Below are 18,728 nucleotides of genomic sequence, written 5' to 3' on the forward strand. Positions count from 1 at the left end.
ACCGACCGGGCGCATTTGCTTTCATGTCAACCTATCGTCTGAAGAACCTGCTGTCGCCGCGTTCGGTTGCGCTCGTCGGTGCGAGCGCCCGCCCGGTCTCCGTTGGACGCGCCGTTCTGGAGAACATCCGCAAGGCTGGGTTCACAGGACAGTTCGGCCTCGTCAATCCGCGCCATGCCGAGATCGGCGGCGTCGCGGCCGTGGGCAGCCTCGATCAATTGCCGTTCGTGCCCGAGCTTGTGGTCATCACCGCGCCGGCGCACGCGGTTCCCGGCATTGTCGATCAAGCCGGGCGGCGCGGCTCGGCGGGCGCCCTGATCGTCTCGGCCGGGCTCGGTCACGGACCGGGGTCCCTCCACGAGGCCGCCATCACTGCGGCCCGCAAATACGGCATGCGGCTGATCGGGCCGAACTGCCTGGGCATCATGATGCCCGGCGTGAGCCTCAATGCCAGTTTTGCCGCGCACATGCCGGGGCCGGGGAATCTCGCGCTGATCTCGCAATCAGGCGCGATCGCGGCCGGCATGGTCGATTGGGCCGCGCAGCGCGGCGTCGGCTTCTCCGGCATCGTCTCGATCGGTGATCAACTCGACGTCGATATTGCCGATCTGCTCGACTATTTCGCGATGGATCACAAGACCCGCGCGATCCTGCTCTATATCGAAGCCATCAAGGACGCGCGCAAGTTCATGTCGGCCGCACGTGCCGCGGCGCGCGTGAAGCCCGTTGTCGTGGTGAAGTCCGGCCGAATGGCGCAGGGCGCGAAGGCGGCCGCCACCCATACCGGTGCGCTTGCGGGCGCCGACGCCGTCTATGACGCGGCGTTCCGCCGCGCGGGCGTCCTGCGGGTCTCCGATCTGCGTGAGCTGTTCGATTGCGCCGAGACGCTCGGCCGCGTCGAGTCGCCGGCGGGAAAGCGCCTCGCCATCCTGACCAATGGCGGCGGCATCGGTGTCCTCGCTATCGACCGGTTGGTCGAGCTCGGCGGCATTCCGGCGAGCCTCTCGGCGGACGCGCGCAAGAAACTCGATGACGCGCTGCCGCCGACCTGGTCCGGCGCAAATCCCGTCGACATCGTGGGCGACGCCGATGCGTCGCGCTATGCGGCGGCGCTCGACGTGCTGCTCGGCGATCCCGACAACGACGCGGTCCTCGTCCTCAACGTGCAGACCGCGATTGCCTCGGCTGCCGAGATCGCAACGATGGTGACCGAACGCGTCAAGGCGTATCGCGAGAAGCACCGCAGTTGGGCCAAACCCGTGCTCGCCTCTTGGATCGGAGCAGACCAGAACATCATCGAAACACTGTCCGGTGCGGGCATCCCGAACTATCCGACCGAGGATGACGCCGTGCGCGGCTTCATGTACCTCGTGAGGCATCGCGAAGTCGTGGAGGAGTTGAGCCAGGTTCCACCCGCAATGCCCGACACGTTCGTGCCGGACGCACGTGCTGCGAAGCAGATCGTAGCTGCCGCCCTGGCAGACGGCCGCCAATGGCTCGAACCCGTCGAGATCAAGCACCTGCTTGAAGCCTACGATATCGCGATGGTGCCCACTTACGCCGCGGCCGATGTCGAGCAGGCGGTGGCCTACGCGGAAGACATCTTTGCTCAAGGCGCCACCGTCGTGCTGAAGATCATGTCGCGCGACATCGTCCACAAATCCGATGTCGGCGGCGTCGTGCTCAATCTGACGACCGTCGAGGCGGTGCGCGCCGCCGCCACCGACATTCTCGCCCGGGCGAGCAAGCTGCGTCCGCAAGCCCGCATCGAGGGCGTCATCGTGCAGGCGATGGTCGTCAAGGCGAAGGCGCGCGAGCTGATCCTGGGCCTCGCCGACGATCCGACCTTCGGGACCGTCGTGGTATTCGGCCGCGGCGGGACCGCGGTCGAGATCATCAACGACAAGGCGCTTGCGCTGCCGCCGCTCGATCTGCAACTGGCCCGCGACCTGATCGACCGCACGCGCGTGTCCCGGCTGCTTCGCGCTTACCGGGACGTGCCGGCGGTGAAGCCCGACGCCGTCGCCATGGTCCTGGTCAAGCTGGCGCAGATGGCCGCCGACATTCCCGAGATCCGCGAATTCGACATTAATCCGCTGCTGGCGGATGAAACCGGCGTGACCGCGGTCGATGCCCGCGTCGCGGTCGGGCTGCCGCAACGGAAGTTTGCCGGCTCCGGCGCCGCCAACTTCGCCGTTCGGGCCTATCCGTCGCAATGGGAGCGCCGCCTCAAGCTCAAGGAGGGCTGGCGGATCTTCGCGCGGCCCCTGCGTCCGGAGGACGAGCCGACCATCCACGCATTCCTGGGTCATGTCACGGCGCACGATCTTCGTCTGCGTTTCTTCGCGCCGATGAAGGAGTTCACCCACGAGTTCATCGCGCGCCTGACCCAACTCGACTATGCGCGCGCGATGGCCTTTATCGCATTCGACGAGGCGACCGGCGAGATGGTCGGCGTGGTCCGCCTCCATTCGGACTCGGTCTACGAGAGCGGCGAATATGCAATCCTGCTGCGGTCCGATCTCAAGGGCAAGGGACTGGGATGGGCCCTGATGCAGCTGATCATCGACTACGCGAGATCGGAGGGGCTCAAAGCGATCTCCGGTGATGTTCTCAGGGAGAACACAACGATGCTCGAAATGTGCCGGCAGCTCGGCTTCGAGGTGAAGCCGGATCCCACTGAACCGGATATTTGCGACGTCAGGCTGAAACTCTGAGCGCGACCGCTATGAGCGCGCTTCAGCCGAATTTGCCGCGGCGGAGTCCTTGGCCGTTCTCCGCAAAGTCTTGATCAGGACCGCAATCAGCGGCACCAGCACGGGCAACATCGTGCTGAGCGGATGATGCACGGCGCCCGACATTTGGGCCTGGAATGTGCGTGCCTCGAGTTGAAGCGCTTCGATGGATGCGCCGTGAATCTCGTTGGCGAGTTCGATGTCGCGGCCTGCAGGAGGCCGGCCGGCAATCACAAAGAGAATTGCGGCGATGGCAAAATTGACAGCGCCGAGGATGGCGGCCGCGCCAATGGCACTCCAGATCTGCACCAGTGCGAAGTAGGCGGAGAGCTCCAGCATCAGGAGTCCGAACGCGGCGATCAGCGCCGCAAAGGCGCGCAGGCCGAGGCCGATCAGCAGGTGGCGCAGCCTGATGTCCGCGATGATCCTGTCGGTACGCCAGAGCACACGCAGATGTTTGACGACATTCTCCGTGTTCACCTAGTGCCTCCGCAGCATGAAGCCGACGACCACGCCGAGCGCGAAGGCCGAGGCCAGTGATGTGATCGGGCGGTCCGCAATGAGGCCCTGAAGCTGCTGCTGCTCCTCGTCGACGGTCTCGCCGAGCTCGGCGAGCGCGGCCCTGATCTGATCGGCAAGCGCCTCCGCGCGGTCGTTCGAACTGTCGAACATCTCCTCGCCGGCCGTGCTCAGCAAGCGTGTGACGTCAATCTTCAGCGCGCGCAGTTCTTCGCTCATTCTGTCGCTGTCGAACATGGATCTGATTTCCCCGTTAATGGAAACAAACCTAGGACCCACTGGTCCGACCGCGCTTGATTTGCGTCAAGGAGGCAGACGCGTCGTGGTCTTGAGACAGGTCAAACCGGCTGCCACATGCTGGCCTAGAATGACCGGCTGAATGGGGACCGGGTTGTCCCGATGAGGTGGAAGCGTGAACTCCGAACCGCTGTTGCTGGCAACGCCCTCCGGCGAAGAGCTGAAATTGTGCCCGGAAGGGCCGTGGATTGCCGCGAACGTGTCGATGCTGGAGACATTGTCCCGGTCGGTCGGGGCGGACGTCGATCAATCCAGAGCCGTGACCTTGGACATGTCGGGCGTCAGCGCGCTCGACACGCTGGGCGCCTGGGTCCTGGAAAAGCTGTCGCGCAGGGCTTCATCGTCCGGTCGATCGACCGAATTTATCGGGGTCGCCGACCATTTCAGTGGCCTGATGGACGAGGTGCGTCAGGTCAACCGCCACACGCCGCTGCCGACGCCTGCACCTAACCCGGTTCTGCTCAGACTGAACGATCTCGGCAAGTCCACGGTCGGCGCGCGTGAAGACATCACGATCTTTCTTCAAATGCTGGGCGCGTTGTGCATGGCCGTGATCGGCGTGCTGCGCCGGCCGCGCTCGCTGCGACTGACATCGCTGATCTATCAGCTCTATCGCATCGGCTGGCAGGCCATCCCCATCGTCGTGCTGATCACCTTCCTGATCGGCGCCATCATCGCCCAGCAGGGATTTTTCCATTTCCGCAGGTTCGGCGCGGAGTCCTACACCGTCGACATGGTCGGCATCCTGGTGCTGCGCGAGCTCGGGGTGCTGATCGTTGCCATCATGGTCGCCGGCCGCTCGGGAAGCGCCTACACCGCCGAGCTCGGCTCGATGAAGATGCGCGAGGAGATTGATGCGCTCTCGACCATGGGCCTCGATCCCGTCCACGTCCTGATCCTGCCGCGGGTTGCGGCCCTGGTGATTGCGCTGCCGATCCTTGCTTTCATCGGATCGATCGCCGCACTCTATGGCGGCGGCCTGGTCGCGCAGTTCTACGGCGGCATGGCGCCGGCGATCTACATCGCGCGGCTGCACGAGGCGATCTCGGTCACCCATTTCGAGGTGGGCATCCTGAAGGCGCCGTTCATGGCGCTGGTGATCGGAGTAGTCGCCTGCAGCGAGGGCTTGCGCGTGAAGGGCAGCGCCGAGTCGCTGGGACGACAGACCACGACGTCGGTGGTCAAGTCGATCTTCCTGGTGATCGTGCTCGACGGAATGTTCGCGATCTTCTTCGCCTCGATCGGAATGTGATCATGGGCGAATCGCAAGAGCAGTTCGCGATCCGCGTCCGCGACCTCGTGGTCGGCTTCGGCCGGCAGACCGTGCTCGATCATCTGTCGCTCGACGTGCGCCGGGGTGAGATCCTCGGACTCGTGGGGGCGTCGGGTGGCGGCAAGTCGGTGCTGATGCGAACCATCATCGGCCTCATCCCGCGCCAAGGCGGGACCATCGAGGTTACGGGACGGCCAATCGGCGGCCGCACCGAAGGCGCGGCCACGACATGGGGGATTCTGTTCCAGCAGGGCGCGCTGTTCTCCTCGCTGACGGTCCGGCAGAACATCCAATTTCCGCTTCGTGAAAATCTCGTCCTGTCACAGGAGCTGATGGACGAGATCGCGATCGCCAAGCTCGAAATGGTCGGGCTGCGGGCGCAGGATGCCGATAAATATCCGGCGGAGCTATCCGGCGGCATGACCAAGCGCGTCGCGCTGGCGCGCGCGCTCGCGCTCGATCCGCCGATCCTCTTCCTGGACGAGCCGACCTCGGGCCTCGATCCGATCGCGGCGGGTGATTTCGACGCGCTGATCGCGACCCTGCAAAAGACCCTCGGCTTCACCGTCTTCATGGTTACCCATGATCTGGCGAGCCTGACAACGGTCTGCGATCGGGTCGCTGCTCTTGCCGACGGCAAGATCGTGGCGATCGGTCCGATGCGCGACCTGCTGCAATCCGAGCATCCCTGGGTGCGCGCCTATTTCCATGGCAAGCGCTCGCAGATGCTGCAACACGAGATGAGATGAGACATGGAAACCCGCGCTCCCTACGTGCTGATCGGCAGTTTCGTCCTGGCCGCGATCCTCGCGGTGTTCGGCTTCGTCTATTGGCTGAACAACACCGGCGGCATCGGGCCGCGCACGAGCTATCACGTACAATTCCAGGGCCCGGTGCCCGGTCTTCTGGTCGGAGCCGGCGTACTGTTCAACGGCATCCGCGTCGGCGAGGTTACCCAGCTCGGGCTTGCGCCGGACAATCCACGCTTCGTCAATGCGACGATATCGGTTGCTTCAACCACGCCGGTGCGCGCCGACAGCAGGGTCGGGCTCGATTTCCAGGGGCTGACCGGCGTGCCGGTAGTGACGCTGGAGGGAGGCGTCATCGTCACCAAATCCGGCGAGACCCCGACCCCGACCTTGATTGCCGAGGCGGGTGCGGGCCAGAGCATGACGCAAGCCGCGCGTGATGCGTTGCGGCGGGTCGACACCGTGCTGGAGGACAATTCGGGTCCGCTGAAGGACACCATCGCCAATCTCAAGACCTTCTCGGACGGGCTTGCGCGCAACACCGGCAAAATCGACGGCATTTTGGCGGGCCTGGAGAAGATGACCGGCGGCGGAACGCCGGCGCAGAAAGTCACCTATGACCTGCGCACGCCGCAGAACCTCGGGCCGGCCGGCAAGACGCTCTCGACGTCACTGGCCATTCCCGAGCCGACGGCGGTCGCCATGCTCCAGACCCAGCGCATGCTGTTCGCCCCCGGCGGCGACAATCCGGGCTTTGCGGACTTCCTCTGGGCCGACAGCATTCCAAAACTGGTGCAGGCGCGGCTGATCGACAGTTTCGAGAACTACGACATCGCCCACGCGCCATTGCGAACGGCCGATCTGGGGCAAGCGGACTATCAGCTGCTGATCGACATCAGGCGCTTCCGCATCGCCACGGAGGGGGAGGCACGGGTCGAGATCGGACTGTCGGCGCGGATCGTCGACAAGAACGGCAAGGTGATCGCCTCGCGTCTCCTCGACACCAGCGAAAAGCTCGACAAGGTCGAACCGGCCGCGGCGGTCGTAGCGTTCGATGTGGCCTTCACACGCATCGCCAAGGAGCTGATCGGCTGGACGGTGCAGGCGGTGTGACGCCGGCTATTCCAGGGTCTTGAGGTAGGACAGGAGATCGTGGATCTGGTCCGGACTGAGCTCGAAGGCCGGCATGTCGGCGTGGCCGGTGTTGATGCCTTCGGCCAGCGCCTCCCCAAGGCTCTCGACGGGATAGCGTTGGTGCAGGGCGCGCAGCGGCGGTGCGATCTTGAGCGGACTGTTCGACGCACGGTCGATCGCGTGGCAGCGCGCGCAATTGGCTCGCGCAAAGGCCTTGCCGCGTTGTTCGGCGGTCGGGGCCGCCACAGCAGGCGTGATCAGAAGCAACCCAATCAACCCGTGACGCAGCGTTCCTTGCAGCATGTAAAGTGACCCCGATTATGTCCGGGAGAAGAATAGGGCGGGGATTCCCTCCAAAATTGATCTGGGTCAACCGGCCTTGGCGCAGTGCAGTAAAATGCAGCCGCGCGACGGAATGGGCCTGATGGCCACCCGGCGCTTGGAGCGGTCGATGAAGCCCATAGTCACGATTGAACCGAACTGGCAGCTCTGCACCGATTGCGCCGTCCGCGCATCAGCGGTTTGTTCGTCGCTGGATGCGGTCGAGCTTCGGGAATTCGAGCATCTCGGCCGGCGCGTCCATTTTTCCTCAGGCGAGACTGTGTTCTCCGAGGAGGACATCACGACCTCGTTCTACAATCTCCTCGAGGGCGTCATGCGGCTGTACAAGCTACTCGCCGACGGCCGCCGGCAGATCGTGGGCTTTGCCTTGCCCGGCGATTTCCTGGGGATGAATATTTCGGGCAGGCACAATTTTTCGGCCGATGCGATCGGCGCGGTGACGGTATGCCAGTTTGCGAAGGCACCCTTCGGCCGTTTCATCGAGGACCGGCTGCACCTCCTCAGGCGGATCAACGAGCTGGCAATTCGCGAGCTGAACCAGGCCCGGGACCACATGGTCCTGCTCGGCCGCCGTTCGGCGGACGAAAAGGTGGCGGCCTTTCTGCTCGGCTGGCGCGAGCGGCTGGTCTCGCTGAAGGGGGCATCGGACACGGTTCCGCTTCCGATGAGCCGCCAGGACATCGCCGACTACCTCGGCCTGACCATCGAGACCGTCAGCCGCACCTTCACCAAGCTGGAGCGCCACGGCGTGATCGAGATCATTCATGGCGGGATCAGCCTGCTCGATCCGGCGAAGGTCGAGGCCTTGGCCGCAGCCTGATTCCGACGCAGCGCGGCTCGATTTTGATCGGGATCAATGCATTCGGCCGCGTGCCCCGAATAATGCCTGAAACCACAGGGGAGGGCATCATGCCGGCTGACGCGTTGCTTATGAGCATCATTGTCGTGGCAATCTTTGTCACATTCGCCGGGGCTCTGGCCTGGGCAGACCGGCAAACCAGCGCGGGCCCGCTCAAGTCAGACGTCAAGCGTCGAAGCTCCTGAGATTAGGGTCGCATTTTGTGGCGCCCGCGGCGCGGGCTAGGCCGTGCGAACTCGGGACGATTGGCAGCGCCTCAACGCAAGGCGGCGTGCGGCGCTTGCAACTCTGCATCGACCGGGACGCATTGGCTCATCCTTCGGCTGCCGGCTTCGCCCCTGACCGCGGCATTTTCGCCGCGTTTGCCTCAAATCGAGAGCATGCTTTCCGGTTGAAAAACTGGGCTACACTGACTACGCAGGGACCCCAGTGCCTCGCAGTCTTAGGAGCCCAGTGGCGTGCCTCAGGACAAGACCGGCGACGACCCCCGACAAGCGGCGGGAAATAAATTATCGGTCCTGCGCAAGCACCCGATCTTTGCGGATCTGGAGCCGGAGGCGCTGGATCAGCTCTGCCGTTACGCCAAGCACACCACGGTGAAGCGCGGCGCGACGATTGCTGCCAAGGGCGATCCCGGCAACAATCTGTTCGCGGTGATCACAGGGACGGTGAAGATTTCCTCTTCGTCGCCCGACGGCCGCAATGCCATTCTCAATCTGATCGGTCCCGGAGAGATCTTCGGCGAAATCGCGGTGCTCGACGGCGCCCCCAGGTCGGCCGATGCGACCGCCAACACCAATTGCGAGCTCTACATCATCGATCGCCGGGATTTCCTGCCGTTCGTGAAGAGCCAGCCGGCGCTCGCAATGAAGTTCATCGAGCTGCTCTGCGCGCGCCTGCGCTGGACCAGCCAGCAGGTCGAGCAGGTGATCCTGCAAAATCTGCCGGGCCGGCTTGCGAGCGCGCTGCTCGGCCTCACCGAAGAGCGCAAGTTCGACTCCGGCAGCGGCACGCTCGCCATCACGCAGCAGGAGATCAGCGAGATGGTGGGGATGACGCGCGAGAGCATCAACAAGCAATTGCGCGCCTGGGCGGGCCGCAATTGGGTTCGCCTCGAGCACGGCGCCATCGTCGTGCTCGACATGGATGCCTTGCGCGAACTCGCCGAGAGCGGGCTCGACAGCTAGCTGTCGATGATCGCGACGGCGCGGGTCCAGCCTGCGGAGGCCCGCTCGATCTTCACCGGAAAGCACGAGACGGTGAACCCGGTCGAAGGCAGCTGGTCGAGATTGTGCAGCTTCTCGAGATGGCAATAGCCGATGTGCCGCCCCGCCTTGTGGCCCTCCCAGATCAGGCCGGCGTCTTTCGTTTCGGCATATTTCTTCGCGGTGTGGACGAACGGCGCGTCCCAGCTCCAGCCGTCGGTGCCGGTCAGCCGCACGCCGCGTTCGAGCAGATACATGGTGGCCTCATAGCCCATGCCGCAGCCTGAGCTGACATAGTCGGCTTGGCCGAACCTGGCGCCGGCGCCGGTGTTGACGACGACGATCTCCAGCGGCGACAGCGAATGCCGGATCCGCCTCAACTCCTTCTCGACATCGTCGGCGCTCGCCACGTAGCCGTCGGGCAGATGTCGGAAGTCGAGCTTCACGCCGGGCTGAAAGCACCATTCCAGCGGCACCTCGTCGATCGTCCATGACCGCTCGCCGCGATTCATGGTTGGATGGAAGTGCCAGGGCGCATCGAGATGCGTGCCGTTATGGGTCGACAGCGAGACCTGCTCGACGGCCCAGCCCTGGCCGTCCGGCAGGTCCTGCGCCGTAAGGCCGTCGAAGAACTGCAGCATCCGCGGCAGGCCCTGCTGGTGATCGATGTACTGGATCGTCGGGTGATTGCCCGGCGGATCCGCCGTCACGTCGTTTCTGAGCGGCACGGAGATGTCGATCAGCTTCCGCGGCATGGGCATTCCTCGGGATGGTCCGTTTTGTTTCGCAGCATCTTGAGGGGGCCGCACCGGCGGCGTCAAGCAACGCGCATAAACGCTTCCCGCGGCAGACGGACAGATGATTTCGGAAAAAGCGGGCTACGAGCCGGTTGTCCGCCCAAAGGCGGCTTGATCCATCGATGCAACTCTAGCATTGATCGATGCCGGATTTGGCTTGGACAGAGAATGCCGCGCGCCCTAGGGACGACAATGGCGCTTGACTTCATACCGGAAGTGGAGCGACCCAAGGCGGCCCGCAGCATCTGCCCAACGACATAATCAACTCAGGAGGAAGCCCAGATGAAGATACTTACCGGCGTCATCACAGCCGCTCTGCTGGCGGTCTCAGCCCCCTTGGCGACCGCACGCGATTTCCGTTCCGCCGACATCCATCCCGCCGATTATCCGACCGTCGAGGCCGTCAAGTTCATGGGCAAGCAGCTCGCTGCGGCGAGCGGCGGCAAGCTCGGCGTGAAGGTGTTCCCCAACGGTGCCCTGGGCTCCGAGAAGGACACCATCGAGCAGCTCAAGATCGGCGCACTCGACATGATGCGGATCAACGCATCGCCCTTGAACAACTTCGTGCCGGAAACCATCGCGTTGTGCCTGCCCTTCATCTTCCGGGACACGCAGCACATGCGTACCGTCCTTGACGGGCCGATCGGCGACGAGATCCTGGCGGCCATGGCGCCCGCAGGCCTGATCGGCCTCGCCTATTACGACAGCGGCGCCCGGTCCATTTACACCGTCAAGGCACCGATCAAGTCGCTCGCGGATGTCAAGGGTCTGAAAATTCGCGTCCAGCAATCCGATCTGTGGGTCGGCATGATCCAGAGCCTTGGGGCCAATCCGACCCCGATGCCGTATGGCGAGGTCTATACCGCTCTCAAGACCGGTCTGGTGGACGCTGCCGAGAACAACTGGCCGTCTTACGAGTCCTCGCGCCACTTCGAGGCCGCCAAGTTCTACAACGTCACCGAGCACTCCCTGGCGCCCGAAGTTCTCGTGATGTCGAAGACGGTCTGGGACACGCTGAGCAAGGAAGACCAGGCGATGGTCCGCAAGGCGGCCAAAGAATCGGTGCCCGTCATGCGCAAGCTCTGGGACGAGCGTGAGCAGGCATCCCGCAAGACCGTCGAAGCGGCCGGCGTTCAAGTCGTGACGATCGCCAACAAGGCGGAGTTCGTCGACGCGATGAAGCCGGTGTACGACAAGTTCGCGGGTGACGAGAAGCTGAAGAGCCTCGTCAAGCGTATCCAGGACACGAAGTAAGACCATAGCGTCGGTCCGGCGCGCCGACTGGCGACGCCGGACCCGCAAGGAGACTTGGATGACAGACCCTCACGTCGCAGACCACGAACTGGACGTAGCCGGACGCCCGTCCACCGGCCTGCTGTCCCGGATCAATGCTCCTGTCGCTCGGCTAGGCATGTATTTGTCGGTGACCGGGCTGCTCGTCATCGTCACCATCGTCTTCTACCAGGTGTTCGGACGCTACGTGCTCAATTCCAGCCCGACCTGGACGGAGAACCTTGCGTTGGTTCTGATCCTGTATGTCACGTTGATCGGCGCCGCCGTCGGCGTGCGCGATGCCGGCCATATCGGCATGGACAGTTTGCTGGTGATGCTGCCGGACAACGCGCGAGAGAAGATCGAGCTTGTCATCCACGTCCTGGTCGCCGGGTTCGGCGTCGCGATGGCCTATAACGGCTGGATCCTCGGAGCCTCGGTCGGAACGGTGAAGATTCCCAATCTCGGCCTGCCCGAGGTCATCCGCTACGTGCCGCTGATCGCCTCCGGCGTCCTGATCGTCTCCTTTTCAATCGAGCACATTATCGCTCTCCTGCGCGGCGAAGAGGTCGTCCCGTCATGGAACTGATCATTCTCGGCGCCACTTTCTTCGGCTTCCTGGTCCTCGGCGTCCCGGTCGCCTTCGCGATCGGCCTGTCGGCGATTTGCACGATCCTCTACGAAGGCCTGCCGGTCGCGGTCATCTTCCAGCAGATGATGTCGGGGATGAACATCTTCTCCTTCCTCGCCATCCCGTTCTTCGTCTTCAGCGGTGAGCTGATGCTGCATGGCGGCGTCGCCGACAAGATCGTGCAGCTCGCCAAGAATCTCGTCGGACACATCCGCGGCGGGCTCGGTATGTCGAACGTGGTCGCCTGCACATTGTTCGGCGGCGTGTCCGGCTCGCCTGTTGCCGACGTGTCGGCGATGGGGGCCGTGATGATCCCCATGATGAAGAAGGAAGGTTTCGACACCGACTACGCCGTCAACGTCACCACCCATGCGTCGCTGGTCGGAGCACTGATGCCGACCAGTCACAACATGATCATCTATGCGCTCGCCGCCGGCGGCAAGGTCTCGATCGGCGCGCTGATCGCCGCCGGCCTCCTGCCCGCGCTGGTGCTGATGGTGTGCATGCTGGTCGCCGCTTACGCGGTCGCGGTGAAGCGCGGCTATCCGGCCGGCAAGTTCCCGGGCTGGCCCGCGGTTTTTCGCTCGTTCGCCGCCGCTCTGCCCGGCCTTCTGATCGTCGGCATCATCCTGGCGGGCATCCTGTCCGGCGTGTTCACGGCAACCGAATCCGCGGCCGTCGCGGTCACCTATACGATCCTGCTGACGTTCTTCATCTACCGCACCATGACCTTGCCGAACTTCCTGCGCGCTGCGGCCAAGGCGGTGAAGACCACGGGCGTGGTGCTGCTGCTGATCGGCGTCTCCACCATGTTCCAGTATCTGATGGGGCTTTACGAGGTCGCCGACTTCGCCGGCGAGATGATGGGCAAGGTCTCGACGCAGCCCTGGGTCATCTTCCTGCTCATCAACGTCATCCTGTTCGTGCTGGGCACGTTCATGGACATGGCCGCGACCATCCTGATCTGCACGCCCATCTTCCTGCCGATCGCGATGAAGGCGGGCATGGATCCGGTGCAGTTCGGCATGCTGATGCTGATCAACTGCGCGCTGGGACTGAACACCCCGCCGGTCGGAACGACGCAGTTCGTAGGCTGCGCGATCGGCGGCATCTCGGTGGGCGCGGTGATGCGCACCATCCTGCCGTTCTACGCCGCGCTGATCGCAGCTCTGATGTTCGTGACCTACGTCCCCGCGTTCTCGCTGTGGCTGCCCCGCCTGCTGATGGGCTACAAGGGATAGCAGCAACGCAGGGAGACTCTATCCGTGACTGACTATCGCAAGCTCTTCGATCTCACCGGCAAGACGGCCGTAGTGCTGGGCGCTGCCTCGGGCATCGGCAAGTCGTCGGCCGAGGCGCTGGCCGGGCTTGGCGCCCGCGTGATCTGCGCCGATCGTGCGCTTGACGCCGCCGAAACAACCGCCGCCGGCATTCGTGAGAAGGGCGGCTGGGCCGAGGCGGCTGCGTGCGACGCCGCGAGCGCTGCTGATGTCAATGCGCTGGCCAAGACCGTGATGCAGAAATTCTCACGGCTCGACATCGCGGTGACGACGCCCGGGCTCAACATCCGCAAGACCATCCTCGACTACACCGAGGAGGATCTCGACCGCGTCCTCAACCTCAACATCAAGGGCACGGTGTGGTTCTTCCAGGCTTTCGGCCGCATCATGGTCGAGCAGAAGGGCGGCAGCATCATTGCCTGCTCCTCGGTGCGGGCGGTGACCATCGAGCCGGGCCTCGGCGTCTACGGCTCGACCAAGGCGGCCATTGGCCTGCTGGTGAAGGGCTTTGCCTCCGAGGTCGGACGCTCCGGCGTGCGGGTCAACGCGATCGCGCCAAGCATCGCCGAGACCGCGCTGACCGGCCCGTTCAAGCAGCGTCCCGACATCTACAATCTCTACGCCGGCCACACCGTGTTCAACCGCTGGAGCAGCGCCGACGAGGTCGCGACAGCCGTCGCTTATCTCGCCTCGGACGCCGCGAGCTATGTCAGCGGCAGCACGCTGTTCGTCGATGGCGGCTGGACCGCCGTCGACGGTCCGCCGACCGGTCTCACCCAGTTGCACAAATAAAGCGGCTATCTAGCCGGTAAAGCCGGCGCGCTGGCGCAGATCCCTGCGGTCTGCGCCGGTCAGCAACGCGATCAGCGCGGCCGCCTCTTGCGGATGGGCGGCCCGCGTGGTCACGCCGGCCGTGTACATCGTCACGAGCTCGCAGCCCGGTGGCAGCGCTCCCGACAGCGCGATGCCGTCGGTTGCGATGATCTCGGTGGCCTGGGTGCAGCCGATCGGATGCGCAGCGGCGGACGCCGCAAGCTCCCGCATCGCGGTCGCGCCGTTGGGAAAGATCTTGAGGCGCGACGCGACCTCATAGGCGATGCCGAGCTGATCCAGCACCTTCGCGACGTGCTGTCCCGCCGTCGAGGCTTTCGTATCAGGGACGTAGATCGCGTCGGCGCTGCGCAGCACCTCGCGCAAATCAGCCTCAGTCTTCACGGTCACCTTGGGATCGCGGCTGCGGACCGCCAGCGCGGTCTCGACCCGCCCGACATCAGAGATCGAGGAGGGGATGACGAGCGTCTCTTCGGCAAGCCTTGCAAGCAGCGCCTGCGTCAGGATCACCAGATCGGCCGCCGTCCCCGCGCGCAGCTTGTCCGCCATGATGCCGACGGCGCCGAACTCACCGTCAATGCCGAAGCCGGTCTGCGTCTTGAAGGGATCGCTGAGGCCGCGCACCAGGCCTTGCGCCGCGCCTCCGCTCAAAATGCTCACTGTCGTCACGATGCCAGCTCCATGGCTGCAATGATCTTGTCGCGGGTGATCGGCAGGTCGCGCACGCGCACGCCGAGGCAATCGTAGACGGCGTTGGCGATCGCTGCCGTCACCGGGCCGTGGGCGGCCTCGCCGGCGCCGACCGGCTCGATCTCCGCCCGCTGGACGATCTCGACATCCACCATTGGCACCTCGATGAAGGTGAGGATCGGATAGTCGGTCCAGGACGTCGATGTGATGCGCGTGCGGTCGAAGCGGACGCGTTCCTTCAACACCCAGCTCGTCGCCTGGATCGCGCCGCCCTCGATCTGGTTGATGACGCCGTCGGGATTGATGGCCTCGCCCACATCGACCGCCAGCGTCAGCCGCTTGACGCGGATGTCTTCAGTGCCTTCGATCTCCGCAATCGCGGCGCAATAGGCCCCCGTGTTCTTGTAGCGGGCGAAGCCGACGCCATGACCGATGCCGGACTGCTTCTGCGGTTTCCATTGCGCACGTCGTGCCGCCGCGCGGATGACCTCCTTTGCCCGTTCCTCGCGCAGATGACGCAGGCGGAACGCGATCGGGTCTTCGCCGCGAAGGGCTGCGATCTCGTCGAGCAGGGACTCGATCGCGAAGACATTGCCTTGTCCACCAAGGGTCCGCAGCGCCGAGGTGCGCACCGGCATGGTCAGCAGCCGGTGGCTCGTGACCGTCCAGGCCGGGAGGTCGTAGAGCGGAACGGAGTTGCGGTCGCCGCCGCCGCCATTGGCCGCGGGCGGATTGGTCGAGATCATGCGCGGGTAGGGGGACGCAATCTCGGTTGCGGCGAGCAGCGCGGGCTGTGCCGCGCGCCCCGGCCGCGCCGCGTGGCCGTTGCTCCAGATCGCATGGCGCCAACCGACGATCTCGTTGTCCGCATCGAGATCGGCCTCGATCTCGATCGCCATCGCCGCGCCGAACGGCGCGTGAGACATCTCGTCGTGGCGCGACCATTGCACCCGCACCGGACGGCCGCCGGCCCCTTTCGCCAGCAGCACGGCATCGAGCGCGACGTCGTCGGCCGCGTTGTGTCCGTAGCAGCCCGCGCCTTCCATGTGCTCGACGACGATGTTTTCTGCTGGCAGCTTGAGCACGATCGCGAGGTCGGCGCGCAGCAGATAGACGCCCTGGCTGTGCGTCCAGACATGGACACGATCGCCGTCCCATCGCGCCATCGCACACGATGGAGCGATCGAGGCATGCGCGATGTCGGGACGGATGTATTGCCGGCGGAGGGGGCGAGCAGCTTTCTCTAGCGTTGCCGCAGTGGTCCTGGTGTCGATCACGGTAGTCTCGACCGGCTGGCTCTTCAGGAATCCGGCGAGATCATCTTCATCCGGTAGCGGCTCGCCGGCCGACCATGTCGCGCCACTGCGCAAGGCTTTCAGCGCGGCTTCCGCCGCTACCTCGCTGTCGGCAATCACGCCGGCAAAGCCGCCGTCGCGGACGATCGCGACGAGGCCGGGAACGGCTCGCGTCGCCGTCTCGTCGAGCGCGATCAGCCTGGCGCCCGAGATGTCCGGCCGCAGCACGCGTCCGTGCAGCAAGTCCGGCAGCGGATGGTCATGAATAAAGCGCGGCCGTGCGAACACCTTGTCGGGAATGTCAACGCGCTGGACCGAATGTCCGGCCACAGTGCGCTTGGCGACGATCTTCGCTGTCGCGCCCGCATTGGCGTCGTGGTCGAGCGAGATGTCATCGGCCAACTCCCAATAGCTGGTCCTGACATTGCCGGGGCCTGAGATCGTGCCGTCCTGGATCTCGAGCAGCGACGCATCGACGCCGAGACGCTCCGATGCCGCGGTGAGGAAGCGCTGGCGGACCTCGGCACAGACTTGGCGCAGCGCGCGGCCCGACTGCTGGATCGAAAGGCTGCCCGAGGTGACGCCTTCGTTCGGGCTTGCCGCCGTGGAGGCGCGGATCATCTCGATGCGGCCAATATCGACGTCGAGCTCGTCGGCTGCAATCTGCGCCAGGGCCGTGACGATGCCCTGGCCGATCTCGACCTTGCCGGGCGAGATCGCCACACGGCCTTCGCCGATGAGCTTCACCCAGGATGACAGCTTGGGATTGGCCGCAAGGCTGACCGGCAGTGTCGGGGCAGGGGACGGCGCACTCATGATCCCGCCATCTCCGCGGCCGCCCGCAACACGGCGCGGACGATGCGGTTGTGCGATCCGCAGCGGCACAGATTGCGATCAAGAGCGGTTTTCACTTCCGCCTCCGTCGGCGACGGGTTGCGCTTCAGCAGCGCCGCCGCGCTGATCAGCATCCCGGATACGCAATAGCCGCACTGCATCGCCTGCTCGGAGATAAAGGCGCGTTGCAGCGGATGCGGTTGCTCCGCCGTGCCGAGGCCTTCCACCGTGACGACGTCCTTGTCCGCGACCGACCACATCGGCATGTCGCAGGAGGCCATCGCGCGATCACCGACCATGACATAGCAAGCGCCGCACTCGCCGGCCCCGCAGCCGAAATGCGGACTTGTGACGCCGAGCCGGCCGCGCAGCACATCGAGCAGCGTCTGATCCGGATCGGTATCCACGGCCGCCGCGGCGCCGTTGAGCTGGAATTGAATGGTCGGCATTGTCGCTCTACAGCCTCAGGACTTGTCAAATTTCTTGACCACGTCGGCCCATTTTTCGATGTCACCGCGCAGGAACTTGTCGAATTCCTCCGGCGTCATCGACATGGGCACCGCGCCCTGCGCAGTCCAGAGCTTGACGATGTCGGGCCGCTTCACCATTGCGTTCACGGCGGCATTGAGCTTGTCGATCACAGGTTTCGGCGTGCCCGCCGGAGCCATCAGGCCGAGCCAGATCGTGGCTTCATAGCCTGCGACGCCCGCCTCGATCGCTGTCGGCACGCTCTGTAGCACCGCTGAGCGTTGCTTGCCGGTGGTCGCGAGCGCGCGGACCTGGTTCTCGCCGATGTTCGGCGCCATCGCCGGCACGGCGTCGATCATCATCTGCACCTGCCCGCCGATCACGCCGCTGCGTGCCTCGCCACTGTTGCGGTAGGGCACGTGGACGAGGTCGATGCCGGCCATGGCTTTGAACAGCTCGCCGGCCATGTGATAGGGCGTGCCCTGGCCGGAGGAGGCGTAGTTCAATTTGCCCGGCTGCGACTTGGCGAGCGCGACGAACTCCTGCAGCGTCTTCGCTGCGACTTGCGGGTTCACAACGATGACGAGATCGGAAGAGTTCACCGGTGCGATCGGCGCGAGGTCGCGCATCAGCTCGTATTTGCGCTTGTCCGGCGTCAGCAGGGATTCGTTCGCGGTCTGGGTGTTGGACATCATCAGCAGCGTGTAGCCGTCGGCGGGCGACTTCGCCGCTTCGACCGTGCCGATGACGCCACCCGCCCCGGTGCGGTTCTCGATCACGAAGGGCTGGCCAAAACTCTCCTGGAGCGCATTGCCGATCTGCCGGGCCGCGACATCGGCCGGCCCGCCGGCGCCGAAGGGCACGACGATCCGGACCGCATGGTTGGGATAGTCTTGCGCCAGGGACGGGGCTGCGGAGCATGCGCTGAGCAGGCCGGCGGCCAGCGCCAGCATGAATTGTCGGGCCGTCACACCCACCTCCCTGGTGTTCGTTCTTGTTGGCGGGCACTGTAGCGGCAGGGGAGGCGGACTGTCGACGCCTCACAAAGCCGATGGTGCCTGGAATATCGGGCGGTTTTCGGTGTGGCGGCGCGGCTTTTCGCGGTCGCGGCAGGAACCGGCGGCGCACGCGGTCTGAGCAAATCGCATGGGCGTTGCCGGATAAATGCCCTCGGCTGAGGGGTATTTTGGTGTTACCAAATTGGACATGAACCAGCACGCCAAGATCGAAATCCGCCATTCGACCTGTCCGCATGATTGCCCGTCGGCCTGTGCGCTCGATATCGAGGTGGTCGAGGGACGCAGCATCGGCCGTGTCCGCGGTTCGAAAAAGCAGACCTATACGGCCGGCGTGGTTTGCGCCAAGGTCGCCCGTTATGCCGAGCGCATCCATCATCCTGAAAGGCTGATGTATCCGCTGCGCCGGACCGGGCCTAAAGGCTCCGGCCAATTCACCCGGATCACCTGGGACGAGGCGCTGGACGAGATTGCGGATCGCTTCAAGCAGGCCGAGCGCGA

19 protein-coding genes are annotated in these 18,728 nt (G+C 64.7%); 11 read left to right on the forward strand and 8 right to left on the reverse strand.

The window, feature by feature from the left end:
* Positions 1–23 precede the first annotated feature (23 nt).
* Positions 24–2,717: a bifunctional acetate--CoA ligase family protein/GNAT family N-acetyltransferase gene (locus FXB41_RS15955; RefSeq protein ID WP_219682419.1), complete on the forward strand. Its 2,694-nt coding sequence runs from the start codon at positions 24–26 to the stop codon at positions 2,715–2,717.
* A gap of 9 nt (positions 2,718–2,726) precedes the next feature.
* On the opposite strand, the gene FXB41_RS15960 is transcribed toward FXB41_RS15955, so the two are convergent.
* Both FXB41_RS15960 and FXB41_RS15965 read right to left on the reverse strand, forming a co-directional pair.
* Complete coding sequence (locus tag FXB41_RS15960) at positions 2,727–3,215, reverse strand: phage holin family protein (RefSeq protein WP_219682420.1); 489 nt, start codon at positions 3,213–3,215, stop codon at positions 2,727–2,729.
* Positions 3,216–3,491 carry a hypothetical protein gene (locus FXB41_RS15965; RefSeq protein WP_219682421.1) on the reverse strand — a complete coding sequence of 92 codons (276 nt, stop codon included), beginning with the start codon at positions 3,489–3,491 and terminating at the stop codon, positions 3,216–3,218.
* A 175-nt stretch (positions 3,492–3,666) separates the two neighbouring features.
* On the opposite strand from FXB41_RS15965, the gene FXB41_RS15970 reads away from it, so the two are divergent.
* The 3 genes from FXB41_RS15970 to FXB41_RS15980 are packed head-to-tail and all read left to right on the forward strand — an operon-like array spanning position 3,667 to position 6,686.
* Positions 3,667–4,803, forward strand: coding sequence for an MlaE family ABC transporter permease (locus FXB41_RS15970; protein ID WP_219682422.1), 1,137 nt, complete (start codon positions 3,667–3,669; stop codon positions 4,801–4,803).
* Between the two features lie 2 nt (positions 4,804–4,805).
* Positions 4,806–5,573 carry an ABC transporter ATP-binding protein gene (locus tag FXB41_RS15975; protein ID WP_219682423.1) on the forward strand — a complete coding sequence of 256 codons (768 nt, stop codon included), beginning with the start codon at positions 4,806–4,808 and terminating at the stop codon, positions 5,571–5,573.
* A gap of 3 nt (positions 5,574–5,576) precedes the next feature.
* Positions 5,577–6,686, forward strand: a complete 1,110-nt coding sequence (locus FXB41_RS15980; protein WP_219682424.1) for an ABC-type transport auxiliary lipoprotein family protein — start codon at positions 5,577–5,579, stop codon at positions 6,684–6,686.
* A gap of 6 nt (positions 6,687–6,692) precedes the next feature.
* Here the strand turns inward: FXB41_RS15980 and FXB41_RS15985 are convergent, their stop codons facing one another.
* Positions 6,693–7,010 (reverse strand): c-type cytochrome, encoded by a 318-nt coding sequence (locus FXB41_RS15985; RefSeq protein ID WP_007601604.1) that lies wholly within the window; start codon positions 7,008–7,010, stop codon positions 6,693–6,695.
* Between the two features lie 148 nt (positions 7,011–7,158).
* On the opposite strand from FXB41_RS15985, the gene FXB41_RS15990 reads away from it, so the two are divergent.
* Positions 7,159–7,869, forward strand: coding sequence for a helix-turn-helix domain-containing protein (locus FXB41_RS15990; RefSeq protein ID WP_007601605.1), 711 nt, complete (start codon positions 7,159–7,161; stop codon positions 7,867–7,869).
* Between the two features lie 497 nt (positions 7,870–8,366).
* Positions 8,367–9,095, forward strand: a complete 729-nt coding sequence (locus tag FXB41_RS15995) for a Crp/Fnr family transcriptional regulator (RefSeq protein WP_007601607.1) — start codon at positions 8,367–8,369, stop codon at positions 9,093–9,095.
* Here the strand turns inward: FXB41_RS15995 and FXB41_RS16000 are convergent.
* Complete coding sequence (locus FXB41_RS16000; protein WP_219682425.1) at positions 9,092–9,868, reverse strand: cyclase family protein; 777 nt, start codon at positions 9,866–9,868, stop codon at positions 9,092–9,094. The genes FXB41_RS15995 and FXB41_RS16000 overlap by 4 nt on opposite strands.
* Positions 9,869–10,192: 324 nt before the next feature.
* Here FXB41_RS16000 and FXB41_RS16005 point away from each other — a divergent pair, with 324 nt between their 5' ends.
* From FXB41_RS16005 to FXB41_RS16020, 4 genes are read left to right on the forward strand one after another with little or no spacing between them, the layout of a single operon-like run.
* Positions 10,193–11,164 (forward strand): TRAP transporter substrate-binding protein, encoded by a 972-nt coding sequence (locus FXB41_RS16005; protein WP_007601609.1) that lies wholly within the window; start codon positions 10,193–10,195, stop codon positions 11,162–11,164.
* Positions 11,165–11,222: 58 nt separating this feature from the next.
* Positions 11,223–11,771, forward strand: coding sequence for a TRAP transporter small permease (locus FXB41_RS16010; protein ID WP_007601610.1), 549 nt, complete (start codon positions 11,223–11,225; stop codon positions 11,769–11,771).
* On the forward strand, positions 11,762–13,054 hold the full coding sequence (locus tag FXB41_RS16015) for a TRAP transporter large permease (protein WP_007601611.1): 1,293 nt from the start codon (positions 11,762–11,764) through the stop codon (positions 13,052–13,054). The genes FXB41_RS16010 and FXB41_RS16015 overlap by 10 nt, the downstream gene beginning before the upstream one ends.
* Before the next feature lie 24 nt (positions 13,055–13,078).
* Positions 13,079–13,885: an SDR family NAD(P)-dependent oxidoreductase gene (locus FXB41_RS16020; protein ID WP_007601612.1), complete on the forward strand. Its 807-nt coding sequence runs from the start codon at positions 13,079–13,081 to the stop codon at positions 13,883–13,885.
* A 9-nt stretch (positions 13,886–13,894) separates the two neighbouring features.
* Here the strand turns inward: FXB41_RS16020 and FXB41_RS16025 are convergent, their stop codons facing one another.
* Genes FXB41_RS16025 through FXB41_RS16040 form a run of 4 tightly spaced genes read right to left on the reverse strand, consistent with a single transcriptional unit; the run spans position 13,895 to position 18,164 of the window.
* Positions 13,895–14,593 (reverse strand): molybdate ABC transporter substrate-binding protein, encoded by a 699-nt coding sequence (locus tag FXB41_RS16025; protein WP_219682426.1) that lies wholly within the window; start codon positions 14,591–14,593, stop codon positions 13,895–13,897.
* A complete protein-coding gene (locus tag FXB41_RS16030; protein WP_219682427.1) occupies positions 14,590–16,725 on the reverse strand; it encodes a xanthine dehydrogenase family protein molybdopterin-binding subunit in 2,136 nt (711 codons plus the stop codon). The genes FXB41_RS16025 and FXB41_RS16030 overlap by 4 nt, the downstream gene beginning before the upstream one ends.
* Complete coding sequence (locus FXB41_RS16035) at positions 16,722–17,192, reverse strand: (2Fe-2S)-binding protein (RefSeq protein WP_219682428.1); 471 nt, start codon at positions 17,190–17,192, stop codon at positions 16,722–16,724. The genes FXB41_RS16030 and FXB41_RS16035 overlap by 4 nt, the downstream gene beginning before the upstream one ends.
* A gap of 15 nt (positions 17,193–17,207) precedes the next feature.
* Positions 17,208–18,164, reverse strand: coding sequence for a tripartite tricarboxylate transporter substrate binding protein (locus tag FXB41_RS16040; protein WP_219682434.1), 957 nt, complete (start codon positions 18,162–18,164; stop codon positions 17,208–17,210).
* A 253-nt stretch (positions 18,165–18,417) separates the two neighbouring features.
* Between FXB41_RS16040 and FXB41_RS16045 the strand changes: the two genes are divergently transcribed.
* Positions 18,418–18,728 (forward strand): molybdopterin-dependent oxidoreductase (locus FXB41_RS16045; protein WP_219682429.1); only part of this gene is annotated, 311 nt, incomplete at its 3' end.

Origin of the sequence: Bradyrhizobium canariense, from assembly GCF_019402665.1 — a bacterium.
In the GTDB taxonomy this organism is placed as follows: Bacteria; Pseudomonadota; Alphaproteobacteria; order Rhizobiales; family Xanthobacteraceae; genus Bradyrhizobium; species Bradyrhizobium canariense.

Bases quoted from the DNA above. Each gene is read 5' to 3' on its own strand.
- FXB41_RS15975 (WP_219682423.1), top strand. From the start codon at position 4,806: ATGGGCGAATCGCAAGAGCAGTTCGCGATCCGCGTCCGCGACCTCGTG.
- FXB41_RS16015 (WP_007601611.1), top strand. From the start codon at position 11,762: ATGGAACTGATCATTCTCGGCGCCACTTTCTTCGGCTTCCTGGTCCTC.
- FXB41_RS15990 (WP_007601605.1), top strand. From the start codon at position 7,159: ATGAAGCCCATAGTCACGATTGAACCGAACTGGCAGCTCTGCACCGAT.
- FXB41_RS15965 (WP_219682421.1), bottom strand. From the start codon at position 3,491: ATGTTCGACAGCGACAGAATGAGCGAAGAACTGCGCGCGCTGAAGATT.
- FXB41_RS16000 (WP_219682425.1), bottom strand. From the start codon at position 9,868: ATGCCGCGGAAGCTGATCGACATCTCCGTGCCGCTCAGAAACGACGTG.
- FXB41_RS15980 (WP_219682424.1), top strand. From the start codon at position 5,577: ATGGAAACCCGCGCTCCCTACGTGCTGATCGGCAGTTTCGTCCTGGCC.
- FXB41_RS16010 (WP_007601610.1), top strand. From the start codon at position 11,223: ATGACAGACCCTCACGTCGCAGACCACGAACTGGACGTAGCCGGACGC.
- FXB41_RS16040 (WP_219682434.1), bottom strand. From the start codon at position 18,164: ATGCTGGCGCTGGCCGCCGGCCTGCTCAGCGCATGCTCCGCAGCCCCG.
- FXB41_RS16035 (WP_219682428.1), bottom strand. From the start codon at position 17,192: ATGCCGACCATTCAATTCCAGCTCAACGGCGCCGCGGCGGCCGTGGAT.
- FXB41_RS16005 (WP_007601609.1), top strand. From the start codon at position 10,193: ATGAAGATACTTACCGGCGTCATCACAGCCGCTCTGCTGGCGGTCTCA.
- FXB41_RS16030 (WP_219682427.1), bottom strand. From the start codon at position 16,725: ATGAGTGCGCCGTCCCCTGCCCCGACACTGCCGGTCAGCCTTGCGGCC.
- FXB41_RS15985 (WP_007601604.1), bottom strand. From the start codon at position 7,010: ATGCTGCAAGGAACGCTGCGTCACGGGTTGATTGGGTTGCTTCTGATC.
- FXB41_RS15955 (WP_219682419.1), top strand. From the start codon at position 24: ATGTCAACCTATCGTCTGAAGAACCTGCTGTCGCCGCGTTCGGTTGCG.